General features: G+C 39.7%; 18 protein-coding genes. 4 read left to right on the top strand and 14 right to left on the bottom strand.

The genetic code is table 11. From position 1 onward, the window contains the following. Positions 1 to 9: 9 nt before the first annotated feature. The 6 genes from ACKA06_RS03910 to ACKA06_RS03885 are packed head-to-tail and all read right to left on the bottom strand — an operon-like array spanning position 10 to position 4688. The gene (locus ACKA06_RS03910; RefSeq protein ID WP_198257729.1) at positions 10 to 729 is read right to left on the bottom strand and encodes a sulfotransferase family 2 domain-containing protein; all 720 of its coding nucleotides are present in this window, start codon (positions 727 to 729) and stop codon (positions 10 to 12) included. Between the two features lie 42 nt (positions 730 to 771). Then, the gene (locus tag ACKA06_RS03905; protein ID WP_198257730.1) at positions 772 to 1563 is read right to left on the bottom strand and encodes a sulfotransferase family 2 domain-containing protein; all 792 of its coding nucleotides are present in this window, start codon (positions 1561 to 1563) and stop codon (positions 772 to 774) included. Positions 1564 to 1598: 35 nt separating this feature from the next. Next, a complete protein-coding gene (locus tag ACKA06_RS03900; RefSeq protein WP_411159019.1) occupies positions 1599 to 2822 on the bottom strand; it encodes a glycosyltransferase family 4 protein in 1224 nt (407 codons plus the stop codon). After that, positions 2819 to 2989 carry a hypothetical protein gene (locus ACKA06_RS03895; RefSeq protein WP_198257732.1) on the bottom strand — a complete coding sequence of 57 codons (171 nt, stop codon included), beginning with the start codon at positions 2987 to 2989 and terminating at the stop codon, positions 2819 to 2821. The genes ACKA06_RS03900 and ACKA06_RS03895 overlap by 4 nt, the downstream gene beginning before the upstream one ends. Positions 2990 to 3014: 25 nt before the next feature. Continuing rightward, positions 3015 to 3974, bottom strand: a complete 960-nt coding sequence (locus ACKA06_RS03890) for a YncE family protein (RefSeq protein WP_198257733.1) — start codon at positions 3972 to 3974, stop codon at positions 3015 to 3017. Between the two features lie 21 nt (positions 3975 to 3995). Then, positions 3996 to 4688 carry a glycosyltransferase gene (locus tag ACKA06_RS03885; protein WP_198257734.1) on the bottom strand — a complete coding sequence of 231 codons (693 nt, stop codon included), beginning with the start codon at positions 4686 to 4688 and terminating at the stop codon, positions 3996 to 3998. A gap of 185 nt (positions 4689 to 4873) precedes the next feature. Between ACKA06_RS03885 and ACKA06_RS03880 the strand changes: the two genes are divergently transcribed. Both ACKA06_RS03880 and ACKA06_RS03875 read left to right on the top strand, forming a co-directional pair. Continuing rightward, on the top strand, positions 4874 to 5944 hold the full coding sequence (locus ACKA06_RS03880; RefSeq protein WP_198257735.1) for a glycosyltransferase family 4 protein: 1071 nt from the start codon (positions 4874 to 4876) through the stop codon (positions 5942 to 5944). An 85-nt stretch (positions 5945 to 6029) separates the two neighbouring features. After that, on the top strand, positions 6030 to 6944 hold the full coding sequence (locus ACKA06_RS03875; protein ID WP_198257736.1) for an NAD-dependent epimerase/dehydratase family protein: 915 nt from the start codon (positions 6030 to 6032) through the stop codon (positions 6942 to 6944). Positions 6945 to 6998: 54 nt separating this feature from the next. Here ACKA06_RS03875 and ACKA06_RS03870 read toward each other — a convergent pair whose 3' ends face one another. The 5 genes from ACKA06_RS03870 to ACKA06_RS03850 form a co-directional block, all read right to left on the bottom strand. Further along, the gene (locus ACKA06_RS03870; RefSeq protein WP_198257737.1) at positions 6999 to 7697 is read right to left on the bottom strand and encodes a glycosyltransferase; all 699 of its coding nucleotides are present in this window, start codon (positions 7695 to 7697) and stop codon (positions 6999 to 7001) included. A gap of 68 nt (positions 7698 to 7765) precedes the next feature. Beyond that, the gene (locus tag ACKA06_RS03865; protein WP_411159039.1) at positions 7766 to 8140 is read right to left on the bottom strand and encodes a M67 family metallopeptidase; all 375 of its coding nucleotides are present in this window, start codon (positions 8138 to 8140) and stop codon (positions 7766 to 7768) included. Positions 8141 to 8165: 25 nt separating this feature from the next. Next, positions 8166 to 8300 (bottom strand): hypothetical protein, encoded by a 135-nt coding sequence (locus ACKA06_RS03860; protein WP_268876304.1) that lies wholly within the window; start codon positions 8298 to 8300, stop codon positions 8166 to 8168. Between the two features lie 17 nt (positions 8301 to 8317). Further along, the gene (locus tag ACKA06_RS03855) at positions 8318 to 9514 is read right to left on the bottom strand and encodes a hypothetical protein (RefSeq protein WP_411159018.1); all 1197 of its coding nucleotides are present in this window, start codon (positions 9512 to 9514) and stop codon (positions 8318 to 8320) included. 96 nt (positions 9515 to 9610) lie between these two features. Next, on the bottom strand, positions 9611 to 10798 hold the full coding sequence (locus ACKA06_RS03850; RefSeq protein WP_198257740.1) for a BMQ_0737 family morphogenetic spore coat protein: 1188 nt from the start codon (positions 10796 to 10798) through the stop codon (positions 9611 to 9613). A 482-nt stretch (positions 10799 to 11280) separates the two neighbouring features. Between ACKA06_RS03850 and ACKA06_RS03845 the strand changes: the two genes are divergently transcribed. Then, on the top strand, positions 11281 to 12111 hold the full coding sequence (locus ACKA06_RS03845) for a coiled-coil domain-containing protein (RefSeq protein ID WP_411159017.1): 831 nt from the start codon (positions 11281 to 11283) through the stop codon (positions 12109 to 12111). 151 nt (positions 12112 to 12262) lie between these two features. After that, a complete protein-coding gene (locus ACKA06_RS03840; RefSeq protein WP_214874034.1) occupies positions 12263 to 12700 on the top strand; it encodes a hypothetical protein in 438 nt (145 codons plus the stop codon). A gap of 42 nt (positions 12701 to 12742) precedes the next feature. On the opposite strand, the gene ACKA06_RS03835 is transcribed toward ACKA06_RS03840, so the two are convergent. The 3 genes from ACKA06_RS03835 to ACKA06_RS03825 form a co-directional block, all read right to left on the bottom strand. Then, entirely contained in the window at positions 12743 to 13609 is an 867-nt protein-coding gene (locus ACKA06_RS03835) for a 2-oxoacid:ferredoxin oxidoreductase subunit beta (protein WP_198257742.1), read from the bottom strand. Positions 13610 to 13612: 3 nt separating this feature from the next. Continuing rightward, positions 13613 to 15355: a 2-oxoacid:acceptor oxidoreductase subunit alpha gene (locus ACKA06_RS03830; protein WP_411159016.1), complete on the bottom strand. Its 1743-nt coding sequence runs from the start codon at positions 15353 to 15355 to the stop codon at positions 13613 to 13615. Between the two features lie 160 nt (positions 15356 to 15515). Further along, positions 15516 to 16439: a dipeptidase gene (locus ACKA06_RS03825; protein WP_198257744.1), complete on the bottom strand. Its 924-nt coding sequence runs from the start codon at positions 16437 to 16439 to the stop codon at positions 15516 to 15518. Positions 16440 to 16521 lie beyond the last annotated feature (82 nt).

Genomic DNA, 16521 nt, shown 5'->3' with positions numbered 1-16521 from the left:
TGAACCCTATTAATTAATGCGTTGTTTGAATGCAGTTAACTTATTCTTTTCACTATTTGAAAGCAATGAAATCCGTTGATTCATCCACGCATCAGCTGTACGGTAAAGCTCAAAATCGAGAGCATTGTTTATTTTTATCTGTTTAATAATGGCATCGGGTACTTCTTTTCTTGCAAGACGTTTTTTAGTTATGTTTTCTTTGGTATAGTGAATGTTTCGCCAACCATATTCCTTTTGAAGAAAGTAAAGTGATTCATCAAATCTCTCCGTGATACCGACCATCTTAAAGTCCTTTACATTTTTAATCGCAGCCTTCAGATCGGGGGAATCCATATTTCCGCAAATCAACTTCGTTTGAAGATTGCTTGCTTTCGGATCATCTCTGACAAATTGCTCTAAACTCATTCCATTAACAGATTCATCCCCTTTGAATTCCAGTAAAAAATAGTAAGAAGATATCACTCTTTCTACCGGATTTCGTACCATTGTAAAATAATTGTGAGGAGTTGAAAAAAATTGATGAACACCATACTTATAGTGCCCGGCAACTGCTTTAATTTTTTTCTTTTCGATTGTATTCAATGTCCCGATACGCCTTGCCTTCCCATTCAAAGTGTTATGATCGAAAAGTTCTCCATTTATAAACTGTCTTTGAAAAATACGATTTAAAGTTGTTCCGCCAGTTTTCGGTATATGAAGGAAAATGGTCATAGATGCTTCTCCATTCATGTTCTTTTCACCTCGCTTCCTTTGCATCCTGCACATGCAGGATCAATGTTTTTTCAAGTAATTGTAATGTGAAAAATCATCATGAAAGATGTGATTGCAAAGTTGAATGGTTTCATGGTCAAATAATTCCTTATATTCAGGAAGTGAACCGTTTACAAATTGAGAGGGAGTAATAATTGTATCCGGGGTAAAATCAGCTTGCTGCCTCATTTTTTTGGTATATGAATGGGGAGTGGATAAGACGTTAGCTGGTGTTTGCTTCAAATTGTATTTTACTTGTAATCGATTGATTTCTTTATTGAAATTTTCCAATTTAATAATTTTCGGTGACAGATAGTCTTCTTCCGGACAATACTGCTTCGAAATGTGTCCGTCAACAAGCGTATAGTCTGCACCTCGTCCGTCCAAATAATAGAGGAACTGCTTGAATGAAATTCCTTTATATGAGGTTAGCGGATAGAACATCGATGTAATTCTTTGTTTGTCTTTTTCCATCGGAAGATTGGGTATTCCTTTTGAATAACAATAATTTGCGATTGTGAAATAACTGCTAACTGCCCTTTTGTAGGGATTTCTGACTAATTTATATATTTTTGCACCACCAGACTCGATTTCTTTGTACGATTTATATTTTTTGGTGAACATTCCTTTATAGACGTGGACGGAAGGATTTATCTTCATTGCTTTTTCCAAATGTCCGATTTGATAAAAGAACCATTTTGTCAAGACCGTACATCCTGCTTTTGGAGACCACAAGAAAGCGACTGGAAGGCTTTTATCGAATAATGGACTCCTGTGATGTTTTTTTAATTTTTCTATTGCGTACCTCTTCATTTTAATTTACTCACCTCCTTACAATATTCCTGGAGCTATTTTGACCCCTTCTTTTTCATGAGGGAACTGGTATATAGCTCAAGTGTGTTTTTTCTAGTTTTATTTAGGTTCCACTTATTTCTTGCATGATTCAGAGAAAGGTGACTCATTTGATCTCTCAGGGACTTATCATTTAACAAAAGGTTTATTTTGTTATATAAAGCATGGCTGTTTCCCTTATCTACAACAAATCCACCTTTGCCGTTTTCAACCATTTCAGGGAGGCCGCCTGCATTACTGACAATGACCGGAACCCCAAGCAGCTGCGCTTCTATTACTGCGAAAGGCTGGTTTTCTTGTAAACTTGGAAGCACGAGCATTTCGGCCCGCTGCAGGATATTTTTTAAATTCTTCGTAGTACCCCAAAAGATCACCTTTTCCCCCAATTCAAAATTCCTCACCATATTTTTTAGATGATTTTCCATTTCTCCTTCACCAAAGATCCAGCATTCCCAAGAATCATCGTCCTTCTCTAACAGGGACAAGGCGTGAATCAGATGTTCCAGCCCTTTGAGGTAAACCAGGCGGCTCACAGAGAGGATGATGCGTTTATTCGTTCTCATACTCTTATCTTTTATTGGACCGAAGCCGGCAATATCCATTCCGTAGTTAAAGGTGACTATTTTAGATGGATTTATGCGGAAATCATTTTCAATTATTTTTCTCATCCACATACTCGAAGTATGGATATAGTCACTGGCCACATATCCAATCTGTTCAATTTTTTTATAATAATTAACCAGAAACGTGTTCCAAATCTGATTATCGTCCAATCTCGCATTTGTTGATTTCATCTGATGGAATATAGCTCCCGAGAGATAACCGTGAACGCTGGTGACAAGAGGGGTGTGTGGAGGCTTGACTCTGCTTAATGCCGTCGCTGCTATAACATCCTGAGCATGAATGATATCATAATATTCCAGGTCTAATTTCGTAATGGCCTGCTCAAACAGGTAACGATTCATCTCTGCATGATATACCCCTGCATTCTTTTCCAATCCCGGGCAGTTCCTCAACAAATGGTCGCTGATTGATTTGCGATCATGTATAAAATCGATTACCTTACCTGTCCCCAAAAGTTCGACTTGAGAATTATGCTTCGTACAGCTGAGGATATCTACATGATGTCCATAAGCATTCAGGCTTTGTTTCAGATTAGAAACAAAAGTCCAAATCCCGCCACCAGGCAGGGGAAAAACGGTTGCTAACAATATTTTCAAAACTTCTCCCCCCTATTTAAAAACGTCTCAAGCAAATCTTTTACTCTTGGATCTGGTATAAGAAGTTGAGCCTTCTTCCTTTTCCGATTTTGAGGAAGCGGGGCTTCTTTTATCGGGATTGAAACCCTATTATTCATATTTGAGAAATAATTTTTTCTCGGCAGCATTTTTCACCCTCCCTTTACAGGAACTTTAATTTATGGAGTAAATAGCATTCATTCCTGCATCTTCCAGGTTTTTTTCCCACAACAATATATTTTTCTTAATATTGAAGCACGCCAATCTGGTTGGCAGAACACCAAAGTCTCCTTTATATTCGATATTCCCATCCTGGTTCCGTTTACTAGACGGTCTTATTCTCGTAAACCCCACGAGAATAATGTCTTCAGATAATGGTTTTATTCCCCTGCACCAGCCAATTTTCTCTTTGTGTGCACTAATTTGGACCAGGTCAACGATTCGCTCTACTTTCAGCGTATTACGGTTTACAATAACGACTCTTCCGTCAACCTGTGTAAAATAAATATGGTTTTTATACGCTATTCCATCATGGACAAGCTGCCTCCCAATATCTATATGTTTTTCTGGGGATGTAAGACAGACAGCATCCTTCTGTAAACATCTTGTCACCCAAATATCATTTTCTATTTCAAACACATAATTGGGATGGGAATGATGAGGCTTTGTCGTTGCCACTTTCCGATAATCAACTTCAGGATCAAACCGGTGCCACGGCGCCCTCCCCAATACATTCCACAATCTTTCAACACGGCCCGATACATTCAATTCCACCACCATATCCAATCCTGTATTTGCTACCAGTAAATTTCCATTTTTCATTGGACTGACATGGTGTATATCATTCATGAATGGGAGAGACATATACTGAATGGGGGTGAAATTCGAAACATCATAGACCAAGACTTCTGTTGTGGTTCCCACATATAGTCTATTTCCTTTTAATGTTGCGGCAGTGAATGAAATGGATGCCTCGTGATCTGCACAAACATCTTTAGGGGATGTGTATTCAATGACTTTTTGGGAGGTTTTAGTTTGAAGATTGAACTTTAATATTACACCTTTTTTAAACTGTTCCCAATCCTTCATTACATCCGCTTTTTGCTCTGCACCTACTAAAAATAATTCTTTCATGATAGTTTCACCTCAGTAACTTCATTTTCTATACCGCCTGTAATATGACCTCAGTTTGAATATTTCCTCCTTCATTTTTCGTTGATTGTTAGATGTACCCGTTTTTGGGTGAGACCTATACAATGTTAAAACCCTGTCTAAATAGTGGAGCCTGTAGTTTCTAACGACCATCCTAAGCCACATATCATAGTCTTGGGTAAACTTTAACGCAGGATTAAAATACCCTATTTCCTCAAACACCGACCTTTTCACAAGAACAGTCGATCCATTTATTGGATTGCGGTCAAACATTTCCCCGTATATTTGTTGATCATTCATGAACTTAAAGTTCACATTTTTCAATAAAACGTTATTATTTTGATCGATGACATTATAATCAGTAAACGAAAGGTCTGCTCCGTGCTTGATTAAGTCTCTCATTTGAGAATCTAATTTATCCGGAAGCATCATATCGTCTGAACTTAACCATGCTATATAGTCAGCTTTGGAATGGTCGATTCCCCAATTCACCGCCGTGGCCGTCCCTCCGTTCGTTTTCTTTAAATATGTTAGCCTTTGCATGAATGGGAGGACTTTTTCGGTATGTTTCGTTGAACCATCATCTACTACTATAATTTCGTAATTATTATACGTTTGCTCAAGAACACTTCTAATAGACTGGTCTATAAATTCACAATTATAAAATGGAATGATGATTGATACTTTAGGATTCAATTTTCCACCTGCCTTATGCCAGATTCCTCTGTAATTCACTCTTCATATAATATGTACAGCATGTTCACTTTGACATCATAAATAGTCAATTTAAGGGATTCATCCAATTAATAGTGGTTAAGCCCGCTACAAATCTTATAGACAATCATATATAAATAGTATGAAACATCATTGGAGGGTTGAATTTGAAAATATTATTTGTGTTTTATGTGCCTAGCGGCGGTGTAGAAACACTTAATAGAGAACGGGCGGCTGCATTAAGACCTGCTGGGATCGCGTGCGAGTTTCTTTACTATAGTAAAAGGAGGAACCTGCTCAATCATGAGGATACAAATGTTTATATAACCAATCAGGATTATGAAATACAGCAGATCTTGAAAAATGGGAGATATGATGCCATCATCATTACCTCAGACTATTCTGGAATGGAGAGATTCAGGAGATTAGGCTTTAAAGGGAAGATTATCCTTGAAATACAGGGCCTTGGACCCAAAAGTACAGCAAGGGCTGAATTAAAAAAAGCGATTCCCTATGTGAACCAATATTGTAATGGTCTTCTTTATCCAAAGACTTCTCATATAGGGGCATTATTTAATGAGTTTTTCCCTTCAAAGCCTGCTTTTGCATTTAACAATTGTTTTAATCATAATGCATTCAGTTATAAACCACTCCCTCAGAAAAACAAACCCATCATCGCATGGATCGGGAGGTTGGAAGATAATAAGAATTGGAGAGAATTTCTAAAAATAGGAAGTGGCCTGCTTAAGAGAAACTTGAATATTGAATTATATATGTTCGAGGATCCCAGTTTATCGACCGAAAAAGAAAGAAAAGATTTTAATAATATGAAACATACGTTGAATTTGGATCGTCATTTAGTTTTATTGCAAGATGTTCCACACAGCCAGATGCAGCATTATTTTTCTAGAATAGGAGACTCAGGAGGTTTCCTATGTTCTACTTCCAAAGTAGAGGGTGCCCCGTACTCACTTCTTGAGGCGATGAGTTGTAGATGCCCCATCCTGACTACAGATTCTGATGGAGTTAGAAGCTCCATCATTCACAATCATACCGGTATGTATTACTCGATAGGCAATATTGATGAAGCCCTCCGTCAAGCCGATCTATTAATGAATAATGTCCAGCTTAGGAAACAGATCATCGATAACGCGCTCATTCATTTAAAGACTCAGTTCAGTCATGAGCAATATCGTAAGCATTTCTGCTCCATGCTTCAGACATTAGGAGTGTCATAAGTAACTTCTTCAGCAACTCTGGGTCACTGTTCCAGCAAAAAGTTTATATGTGCATAAACTGTTAAAAAGAAAAGGTGATTCTATCGTGAAAGCATTTGTAACAGGAGGAGCGGGTTTTATAGGTTCACATTTAACAGATTCTTTACTTGATATGGGCACAGAAGTTCATATCATAGATAATTTAAGCAGCGGTAAAAAAGAATACGTTAATCCTGCAGCGGTTTTTCATGAGTTAGATATTTCAGATCCTTCCATCGTTGAGCTCATAGATCTTCATAAACCGGATTATATCTATCATTTAGCCGCCCAGGCAGATGTGAACCGATCTACTGAGTGTCCCTATCAAGATATGAAAACAAATCTTATTGGAACAATCAATCTATTGGACGGGTGCCGAAAAGCTCCGATAAAAAAGTTTATTTTTTCTTCAACCTCAGCTGTATACGGAAATGGCCCCGATAAAAAGTTGACTGAACAATCCCCACTGAACCCGGCTTCCTTCTACGGTTTATCTAAAGTTTCAGCAGAAAAGTATATACAACTGTATGGCGATTTCTTTTCTGTACCATTTTCAATCCTGCGATATGGTAATGTTTACGGACCGAGGCAAACAGCAAAAGGAGAAGGAGGAGTCATTGCAATCTTTTTGGAAAAGTTGAAGCAAAGTGAGCGTTTAAAAGTAAACGGCGACGGTGATCAAACCAGGGATTTCATATATGTACAGGACATTGTGGATGCTAATATTGCAGCAAGTATGCACCACTCTAATGACATCTTTCATATCAGTACAGGTTCCTCTGCCTCAATCAATAAGCTGATTGAATTATTAAACGAGCTGCACCCTTCTCCAATTGATTATTTTCATTCAGAAAATCGGATCGGGGATATCAAACACAGCTGTCTTGATAATTCAAAGGCAGTGAATTCATTAAATTGGTCGCCTTCTTTTTCACTCAAAGAAGGAATCCTGCAGACTTATCGTTCGTTTCTTAAAAAGTGAATTCTTCAAAAATAACCAAGGCCCCTCTTCTGCGAGGGGCCTTTCAGTCATATGTTATTTTCGATCATTCTTTTCGAAAATTTTCTTATATTTGTTCTTGATTGCGGCGGACTCGATATGAATGGATTTTCCATGAGTATAGGAACCCATTTTTTTATGCACCCTGTATAACGTGAGTATTTCATCTAAATAATGAATATTCGTATACTGACTCAGCCTGCACCACATTTCATAATCTTGGGTATATTTAAGCTTTTCATCAAACCAGCCTGCTCTTTTAATTAATTCTATCTTGGCCATCACCGTACATCCATTGATCGGACAGCCTTCTAAAAGGATTTTCTGGAATGTTTTACGATTAAGCTTTCTTGATCTGATCTCGTTTATTATATTGTTATCTTCATCAATCGTTTTAAACGCTGTATAAGATGCATGTGCATTTATTGACTGCATAAAATGAAGTTGTCTTTCAATCTTATTACCGACGAACATATCATCTGAACTCAGCCAAGCAAAATATGATCCTGTTGCGTGTTTAACACCCAGATTTAAAGCTGAGGCAGTTCCCCCATTCGTCTTTCGAATATATGTGATTTCATTTTTAAACGGCGCCACTTTATGAGCATATTGAGTTGAACCATCGTCGACTACAATGACTTCAATGTTTTTATAAGATTGCTTCAATGCACTTTTAATCGCAGCGTCAACATACCGACAATTATAAAATGGAATAATGATTGACACTCTCTCCATCTTTGTCCCCCTCCCCTTGTTCAAAATTTTGAAGATTAACTTAAAAGGGTGCCTGATCAGGCACCCTTTTAGTAATAGACAATATCAATGGGCAGGACAGCTCCATTTTTTATTTTGAAGCATCGGAGTTCTTCAGAACGTTTGCTGATGGCTGCGATAAAGTAATACACATCAGGATAAAATGAAGAACGGATGTCCTCTTTGGATGGAACCGCCTGACCAAATGGGTGCGTGTGAAATATTCCCATAAAACGCTGATTTTTTTGCTTCATCTTTTTTTCGACCTGGTCTTGTTCATTTACATCCATGGCAAATGAATATGGCGAGGGTTCTATATTGACCATAGGCCAGAAAGTCATACATTTGTTAAACCTGCCCGATATGAGTCCACATGTCTCATTAGGCAAAAGTCTGCGGCCATTCCTTATCATTTCCTCATACATCTTTTCAGGAAGAAGGACTTGATTTTTATGCGTTGCATCCGCAGCCTTTAAACTTGAATTTCGTCCTTTGCGCTTCCATTTTCTTTCTTTGTTCTTTTTTGATTCCAATGGGTGCACTTTTACTCTGTCTATAAATTTTGTTAAGATCTCTATACTGCATTTGCTCCCCTCCTTTCACTAACGAATATATTTCGTTGGATTGAACATTGTTTTCCTTGAAGATTCTGTTGGAATCGGGATATTCCCCTTTCCATATTTATCAAATTCCGGATTTGACTCAGGAATTAACGGCTTCGTTGAAGCCGGACTCTGTTTCATTTTGCTATAGAGATCATTTTTTTTGTTCGTTTGTGCCTGAAGCTCATAACGCAGTCTTTTTAATTCTTTCTCCAGCTCTTCTTCCCGCCTGCTTGCATTCTCCTTAGTATCGGTATATGTTTCATCTATTAATGAAAGTTTGGCTTCAAGCTCTGATTCCCTTCGTTTATACTCGTCCAGCCGGGATCTTAAAGCATCCAGTTCTTCTTCGTAAAATTCTTCAAGTTTCTTCAAGTCTTCATGCATTTTGTTCATTTTTTCATAGTAATGATTTTCAGAGTCGGACGAGACTGCCTGATATGCCATCACTTTATTTACTTCACTGAATTTTGTTGAATACTCAACAAGCTGCTCCTCGATTTTATTCAGTTTTTTCATGACCTCCGGATGATATACTTCCTCTGGTTTCCCCCATAAGAATCTCCACACCTTTTTGTACCACCTTTCTTTTTTTTCACATTGTTTTTTTAATGAGTCCAGGAGTTCCAAATCTTTTTCAATCATCAAGATGAAAAATCTCAAGTCTCCTTCCCCTTTAGGTCTCCCTGCCATTTTGGTAGCAGTGCTGTCAATGAATAAATCAAGCATTTTCTTGGTCAATTGATCCGCCCTGTTTTTATTTTCAGTGAGATTTCTTTCGTAAATAATCCTTATTTCAGGTATATTTTCTTTGAACGGTGGAAGCGTTTCTTCTTCAACCGGGTTTACCGCTGGCTCAGCTCTTGTTTCTTCACCAGGTCCCTTGATGGCTTCTACCTCGATCTTATTATGAAGAAATCGATTGATTTCTCCTATTCGCTGCATATTTTGGTTTCTTTCCATTAACAGATAGTCTATCTGAGCCAGCAATACTTCAATCGTTTCATGATTTCCTGTAATCTCCGTTCTGTAGATTCCTTGTTTTGTTTTCTGTTTAGAGATTTCTTCTGAAGCATTTTTCATTCTTTTTGAATAAGAATGATAAAGGGATTCAATTTCACTGGATAATAGATAAAAATCGTCAAGCAAGCTTTTATAATCGGTTATATGTTCAGGTTCGTTCGATTCGTGGTTCATTTTTCATTCACCTCCACATTCTTCATTTGTACTATCTTATGTACAGTTTGTTTACATGTTAAAAAAAAGGAGAGAGTTTCCTCTCCCCTCATTTAATTAGTCATCCAGACCGCCCAGCAGGTCAGCAAACGTTTCACACTCACCGAATTCTACTAATGCTTCTACTACTCCGCTGTCAAAGACTACAGCATTAGCTGTATTTCTCAAGATCAAGCGGAACCCTTCAGCGATAGGTCCAAGTAATCCAGTGAAGATTTGAAGCTCATAAAACATTTGTTCTGGAGCTCCGTCGAAGTAGCGGATACCTTCACCCACTGCAGTCAATGCATCTTCTCCGCAAGTGACCCTGTCAATTGAAGATGGGTTGAAAGAGAAACTGAAGTCAGGCTGGAATCCTGTAGCTGTCGGAGCAGGAGTAGGACCAACTTCTGTATCAGTGAATGAGTAAGACCATGTGCTGTCTGCAAGCGAACATTCTTGACAGATTTCTGCTCTCAATGTGGAAAGACCTGTAACTACGTCTGCATCTCCGCCTGTTCCGAATGTAGCATCGGTGTCTTCATTTCTCGCAAGAGCGGTTGCTTGACACTCACAGTTGTCAACCGGGAATAATCCAGGGCATTGACGAGGGAACTCAAGCAGGCTTAAGTCACACTGTAACTTCTCTTGAGGAAGCGGAATGTTATTCGGACGCGGGAAGCAGAATTTAGCCAATACTTCAAGTTTAACCGGGTACTCCACTTGAACATCTTTACACAGTACAACGCGAAGTGGGATCATTGGACCGAATGGATCTGGTCCCATTAATACTCCGCCGGTAGAGGAAGCAATAACTTGCGTTGCTCTAATGTTCAAGTTGTCGTTCGTGATGCCTGTAGGCACACAAAGAGCGATTTCATCAGTGAACTGTGTTCTGACTGTGAAAGAACATTCAGCAACTCCATCGATCAGGATGGTTACTTCTACAGGTACTGTCCACACGATCAATACTCTGCCGGGATTACCGTTTTCGATGATCGTACCTGTCACACTGACATCTGACGGATCAACAGGAGCAGTCTGAACTTCTACTCGCTGACCTGCTGCCAATGCTGCACTGACAGCTGCGCGGCAAGCTTCATCGGGAATGAAGTTCTTGTTTTCATACTTGTTTGCAAAGAACACCCAGTCATAGACTTTGTCTACGCGGATACATTCTGGAGCAAGGTCGTTCGTGTCTAGAGGAATCGGTGACGCTGAAGGTGTAGGAGTCTGGGAACCCCTGATTTGTTTACGTTTTGTCAAACGAATCTTCCTTTCTTTTAAATGAATATTTATATCACACTATATCCTATGGACGAGAAGGAATTTGGTATAGAGTAAATACCTATTTTTCTGAAAAAAATATAATAGGCGTTTTACTAGTTTTTTTAAAATCCGCTGAAAATAGGCAGATTATATAGACATTTGACAGTATTACTTTAGAAAAGAATTCATATTATATAACATGAAAAGGGGGGATGTAATAAAAGTAAGTAAATAAAGCTATCAAATAATCCTTTAAATTTAATTATAAAATTGAGATCTTCGAATACCTTTTGAATGAATATTACGAACGTGAAGAAATGACCTATCATTGCAATGATATTTATTATATATATAAAGCCGTGTAAACGCTGGGAAGTTTACACGGCTTTTTCTATGGGAATCACATCATGGTTCAATACATACATTTAAATATAACCATACATCCCCGAAAGCATAACTGTGAGGAGAGGTGAAGAACAATGAAGCAGCTCACCCAAACCCAGCTGCAGCAAATGATCATTCATTATAAATCTGAACTTCATAAATATCAGCAAAAATGCAGAGCGCTTGAAACTGAACCAATGGCTCAACTGCTGACAACAATAAAATCGGAACTGTCCCGTGTGCAAACTGAAAATGAAACACACGCCAAAGAGGCTAAGGAGTGGAGAAGTAAATATGAATTCACTTCACAAGAACTTAATGAAAAGTTGAAAACAGTAAAGAGCATGCAGACAGAATACAATAGATTGCAATCAGAATTACGAATAATAAAAAAAGCTCTTATAAAAGAAAAGAAAATGAATTACAATAACTGCTCATTGGCAATGCACCTTGAAAGCGACATTCATTCGTTAAAAAATACAATTAAAAGACTGGAAGATGAATCCACTTCCCTTCATATTAATGTTGCGTTTATTTGTGAAGATTTACGAAAAGAACAAATTAAAACCCATTTTACGGAAAAATTATTGCTGGTCACAGAAATATCGATTTACGAAGCAGCTCAGAAAATGCTGGATCAACAAAAAATTGAGCAGCTTATTAGTAATACCCGTTCGGAAAAAGAAGCTTTAATGAAGAAACTCGAATCTTTTAATAAAGTGAATACAGAACTTCGCAGGCATAAAAGTCATACCGAGCAACAATTAGAGGAAGAAAGAGAAAAAGTAAGGTTGCTTGAGGAAATCGTTCAACAAGAAAGAAAACAAAAAAGCGAATTAGCACATGCCCTGTTATCATTTCGCAAAAAATTTGAAAAGATGCAGAGCATCACACGATATAAAGATAATGAGCAGAAGTACGAATGAGACTTAATTTTGACTAAATTCCGTATTTTTTTATAACTTTTCAGCCTTCCAAATCTGTTTTTTCATGTATGTCAGCTATATCATCATTCAATTTGATAGAGTTGCGCATATGATAGAGAGATTTAGTTAGCAGAAAGGATGAAATAGTAGAATGGGTATCTATTTAGATGGACGTACAAGTCAAAATGCAAGTCTTGCTGAAAGTACGACCACCCCGATACTGGTTGGGGATGAAGAACTTTTCGGCATTATTGGATTGGATGTGACAAAAGCAGTTGTAGGACAGATAAGAGTTTCTTTTTCAGGAACCGTGGCAGTACAGCTGCCTTTGCTCCCAGTTTTAACCGAAGTAACCATTACAATTATCAGGGGTACTGAACAAACCGGTCTCACAACTGTTTATTCAGCCACCCAGCAGCTCAGTCTTGAAATTGCAGGACCGCAAATTATTACATTCTCGGGGGCAGACTTCAATGCACCAAAGCCGCAAGCCGGTCCACTCGTTTACAGTGCATACATCACCGCTTCTGCAGCCGGGACCATTCGTGTTGGACCTGAAAGCTTCAGCGCCATAGCCACTGCAGGATAAAAAATAAGCCGTCTTAAGCAGACGGCTTATAATCTTATCTATTTACATAAACTCCTTCAACAACCCGCCAAACGTCTCATCATCAAGCTGCAATTCATGAGAATTCAACGGCTCATCTGAATACCCGGCGACAAGCTCCTGATAAGAAGGCTGCTCAGAGTTCTGATAAATCAATCCTGTCACAAGCCCTTCTTTTTCCATCAAGACATTCATCGCCTGCTCGCGGTTGGATGGGTCATAGCCTTCCACATCGGCAAGCTTCGTCAGATTTTCTTTGAACCAGTCGTATGTGTTGATCTTATTATAGGTTACACAGGGACTGAATACGTTGATCAAGGAAAATCCTTTATGGTTAAGTCCGGCTTCGATCAGGGCAGTCAGTTCTTTCAAATCAGATGAAAAGCTTTGGGCGACGAATGTAGCACCCGCTGTCAAAGCCATTTCCATCGGTGCAAGAGCCGGTTCGATCGATCCCTGCGGGGTTGACTTCGTTTTGAATCCGGAAGAGGAACGAGGTGAAGTCTGGCCCTTCGTCAGTCCGTAGATTTGGTTATCCATTACTATATAGGTGATATCGACATTCCGACGGATGGCATGGATCGTATGGCCGAGGCCGATGGCGAATCCATCCCCGTCCCCTCCTGATGCTATGACGGTAAGGTCTTTGTTTGCCATCTTCAACCCTTGGGCAATAGGGAGGGAACGTCCGTGGATACCATGGAATCCATAGGAATTGATGTATCCCGAAATACGTCCTGAGCAGCCAATCCCAGAAACGACCGCTAAATTCTCGGGATCGAGTCCCACATTTGCTGCAGCGCGCTGGATTGATGCCTGTACGGAGAAGTCACCGCATCCCGGACACCAGTTGGGTTTAACGTTATTTCTGAAATCTTTGAAGGTAGCCATGGATTAGTTCATCTCCTTACATCTTGAGTATATTTCGTGCGGCAAGAATGGAGTCCCATCGTACTTCGTCATATTCTTGATTTTACTGCCGTAGCCGACATTCATTTTAATGATGCTTGCCAGCTGTCCTGTCGCATTATGTTCGATGACTGCCACTTTTTTGGCTTTTTGCATTAATGGCTCGAGTTTTTCTGCAGGGAAAGGATGGATCAGCCTGATATGGGCATGATTCACTTTCATTCCGTCTGCTTCCAGTCGGCTCATCGCTTCCTCGATCACACCCCTTGTAGAGTTGAAACCAATTAATAATAAATCAGCTTCTTCGTGAGGTGCATGGATATGAACAGGATTATCAAAGTTTATTTTTTCGATTTTTCGCATGCGCTTGTCCATCTGCGCCTGGCGGTTGACCGGTGATTCGGATGGTTTTCCTGTTTCGTCATGCTCTACTCCCGTTACATGGTGGATACCGTTTTTCATTCCTGGCGTCACACGCGGCGAAACACCATCAGGCGTCACTTCATAGCGCTTGAAATATTTCTTCGGTTCCAATTCTTCCAGCTCTTGCTGGCTGTTGACCAGTTTACCCCTGCGAATCTCCACTTTACTGTAATCAAGCGGTTCAACCGTCTGCTTACCGAGGGAAAGCTGAAGGTCAGAAAGAATGATGACCGGACATTGATATTCTTCTGCAAGATTGAAAGCCTCGACTGTGTCATAAAAAGCTTCCTGAACGGTACTTGGTGCCAGGACGATTTTAGGTATTTCACCATGTGTACCATAAATCATGGCCATCAGATCCGATTGTTCCTGTTTAGTAGGAAGTCCTGTAGAAGGTCCACCCCGCTGTGTATCGACCACTACGAGCGGCTGTTCGGTCATGCCTGAGAGACCGATTGCTTCCATCATGAGTGAGAGACCTGGTCCCGCAGACGCAGTAAATGAACGGATCCCTCCATAATTAGCACCAATCGCCATCGTGGCAGCTGCAATTTCATCCTCTGTCTGGATGACTGTGCCGCCGACCATCGGTAACTTCTTAATCAGGTATTCCATGATCTCCGATGCAGGTGTGATCGGATAAGCTGCCATCAATCTGACGCCGCCTGCCAATGCACCGAGTGCGATTGCATCATTTCCAATCATGAACATCCGTTTTTGTCCATCAGCTTCTTTCAGCTGCAGGGCTCCTGTTTTATCCCCCAGCTCTGTTTTCATGACTTGATATCCCTGTCTGATCGCTTCCATGTTCTTCTCTACTACGGTTTCACCTTTGCGTCCAAAAATTTCTTCAACGACTTCCTTGAATACTTCAGGGTCCAAATTAAGGACAGCACATGTGGCGCCGACAGCGACCATGTTTTTCATGAGGGACGTACCAAGCTCCGAAGCAAGTTCCGTGAAAGGCACTATGTACAATGAAGCCTCTGTGTCTTCTGGTTTTTCCGGCTTGAATTTAGCATCTGCAATGATGACACCGTCACTATGCAGTTCTTTATAGTTCACATCGATTGTTTCCTGGTCGAATGCCACCAGAATATCCAGGTCATCCGCAATTGCGCGGACCTGGGTCGTGCTTACACGTATCTTGTTATTTGTATGTCCTCCCTTGATGCGCGAGGAAAAATGTCTGTATCCATATAAGTAGTAGCCAAGGCGGTTCAATGCAATGGAGAAAATTTCACCGGTGCTTTCGATCCCTTCCCCCTGCTGGCCGCCAACTTTCCATGAAAGTTGTTCCTTCATCTATTACACCCCTTCTTACAGGTCTATGATTTCTTGATTTTCATAAAATTCAAGATTTCTATTATATACGTACTAAATAAGTTTATCACTTTTCTCTTTAAATCACTACTCCCTGAACCGTGATAAATAAAAACCGGCCGTGCGAGGGCCGGTTTTTATTCTAGCATTTAATCCTTCTATTAAAATTCCCATAAAGAAATTTCTTAATTTGCTTATCAGTATAATATCTCTGCAGGGTCCCTATCAGATTATCATATTGCCTGTAGAAGGATAATCCCTTTACTGTCGTATCAATCCCGTCAAAATCAGATCCGAAACCAACATGTTCCTCTCCTCCGAGGCTGCATATATGTTCAATATGCCTGATGATATCGGTTAGTTCCGCGCTGCCTGCTTTGTTTAGGAATTGGGGGACAAAGGTCACTCCTATTACACTGTCTTTCTTTATAAGAGCTTCGATTTGCCCGTTTTTCAAGTTTCTTGGGTTTGGGCATATTGAGTAAGCATTAGAATGCGATGCAATCGGAAATCGGGATGCTTCAATCGTGTCCCAAAATGCTTTTTCACATAAATGGGATACATCAGTCCAAATTCTCTTTTCATTCAGGAAATCAATCATTTCGTAACCGAAATTGGTCAGCCCCCCGCCTCGCGGTTCCAGTGCACCATCTGCAGCTGCATTGGCCCAATTCCATGTAAGTCCTACTGAACGCACCCCAAGGCGGTAAAGCGTTTCCAGCTTACCGATGTCCTCTTCTATTGCTTCAGCGCCTTCGAGCGTCAGCATTGCACCTATCTCGTGTTGTTGAAGCTTATCAATATCTTCTTTTGATGTGACGAATTTAACATCCCGATGAGGTTCAATGATCCTTTTGTGAAACAGATTCACCATATTTAAAGCTGCCTGAAATCTTTGACCCGGTTTTAAGTAAGATGGTATATAAATAGCAAACAACTGCACTCTGGCTCCTCTTTCTTTCAACTGAGGATATGTTATGTGCATATCTTCCTTTGACTGAAACGATAATTTATCCGGATCAAGATAGAGTTTCATCAATACATCACAATGGGCGTCGAAGATCATTACTTTTCAAATCCTTCCTTCAATCATATATGTACTATAATAAAACATAAAAAGGCTGTCCACTAAAGAAAATCTTTAACGA

It is taken from the genome of Rossellomorea oryzaecorticis (genome assembly GCF_045897515.1).
Taxonomy (GTDB): domain Bacteria; phylum Bacillota; class Bacilli; order Bacillales; family Bacillaceae_B; genus Rossellomorea; species Rossellomorea enclensis.
The sequence above is the reverse complement of the archived record's forward strand: the minus strand, read 5'-3'. Positions and strand labels throughout refer to the sequence as shown.

What these genes read in the sequence shown, in the direction of transcription:
- ACKA06_RS03910 (WP_198257729.1), bottom strand. Translation starts at nt 729, where the DNA reads ATGAATGGAGAAGCATCTATGACCATTTTCCTTCATATACCGAAAACT.
- ACKA06_RS03905 (WP_198257730.1), bottom strand. Translation starts at nt 1,563, where the DNA reads ATGAAGAGGTACGCAATAGAAAAATTAAAAAAACATCACAGGAGTCCA.
- ACKA06_RS03895 (WP_198257732.1), bottom strand. Translation starts at nt 2,989, where the DNA reads ATGCTGCCGAGAAAAAATTATTTCTCAAATATGAATAATAGGGTTTCA.
- ACKA06_RS03890 (WP_198257733.1), bottom strand. Translation starts at nt 3,974, where the DNA reads ATGAAAGAATTATTTTTAGTAGGTGCAGAGCAAAAAGCGGATGTAATG.
- ACKA06_RS03870 (WP_198257737.1), bottom strand. Translation starts at nt 7,697, where the DNA reads ATGGAGAGAGTGTCAATCATTATTCCATTTTATAATTGTCGGTATGTT.
- ACKA06_RS03865 (WP_411159039.1), bottom strand. Translation starts at nt 8,140, where the DNA reads ATGTATGAGGAAATGATAAGGAATGGCCGCAGACTTTTGCCTAATGAG.
- ACKA06_RS03860 (WP_268876304.1), bottom strand. Translation starts at nt 8,300, where the DNA reads ATGCAGTATAGAGATCTTAACAAAATTTATAGACAGAGTAAAAGTGCA.
- ACKA06_RS03855 (WP_411159018.1), bottom strand. Translation starts at nt 9,514, where the DNA reads ATGAACCACGAATCGAACGAACCTGAACATATAACCGATTATAAAAGC.
- ACKA06_RS03845 (WP_411159017.1), top strand. Translation starts at nt 11,281, where the DNA reads ATGAAGCAGCTCACCCAAACCCAGCTGCAGCAAATGATCATTCATTAT.
- ACKA06_RS03840 (WP_214874034.1), top strand. Translation starts at nt 12,263, where the DNA reads ATGGGTATCTATTTAGATGGACGTACAAGTCAAAATGCAAGTCTTGCT.
- ACKA06_RS03835 (WP_198257742.1), bottom strand. Translation starts at nt 13,609, where the DNA reads ATGGCTACCTTCAAAGATTTCAGAAATAACGTTAAACCCAACTGGTGT.
- ACKA06_RS03830 (WP_411159016.1), bottom strand. Translation starts at nt 15,355, where the DNA reads ATGAAGGAACAACTTTCATGGAAAGTTGGCGGCCAGCAGGGGGAAGGG.
- ACKA06_RS03825 (WP_198257744.1), bottom strand. Translation starts at nt 16,439, where the DNA reads ATGATCTTCGACGCCCATTGTGATGTATTGATGAAACTCTATCTTGAT.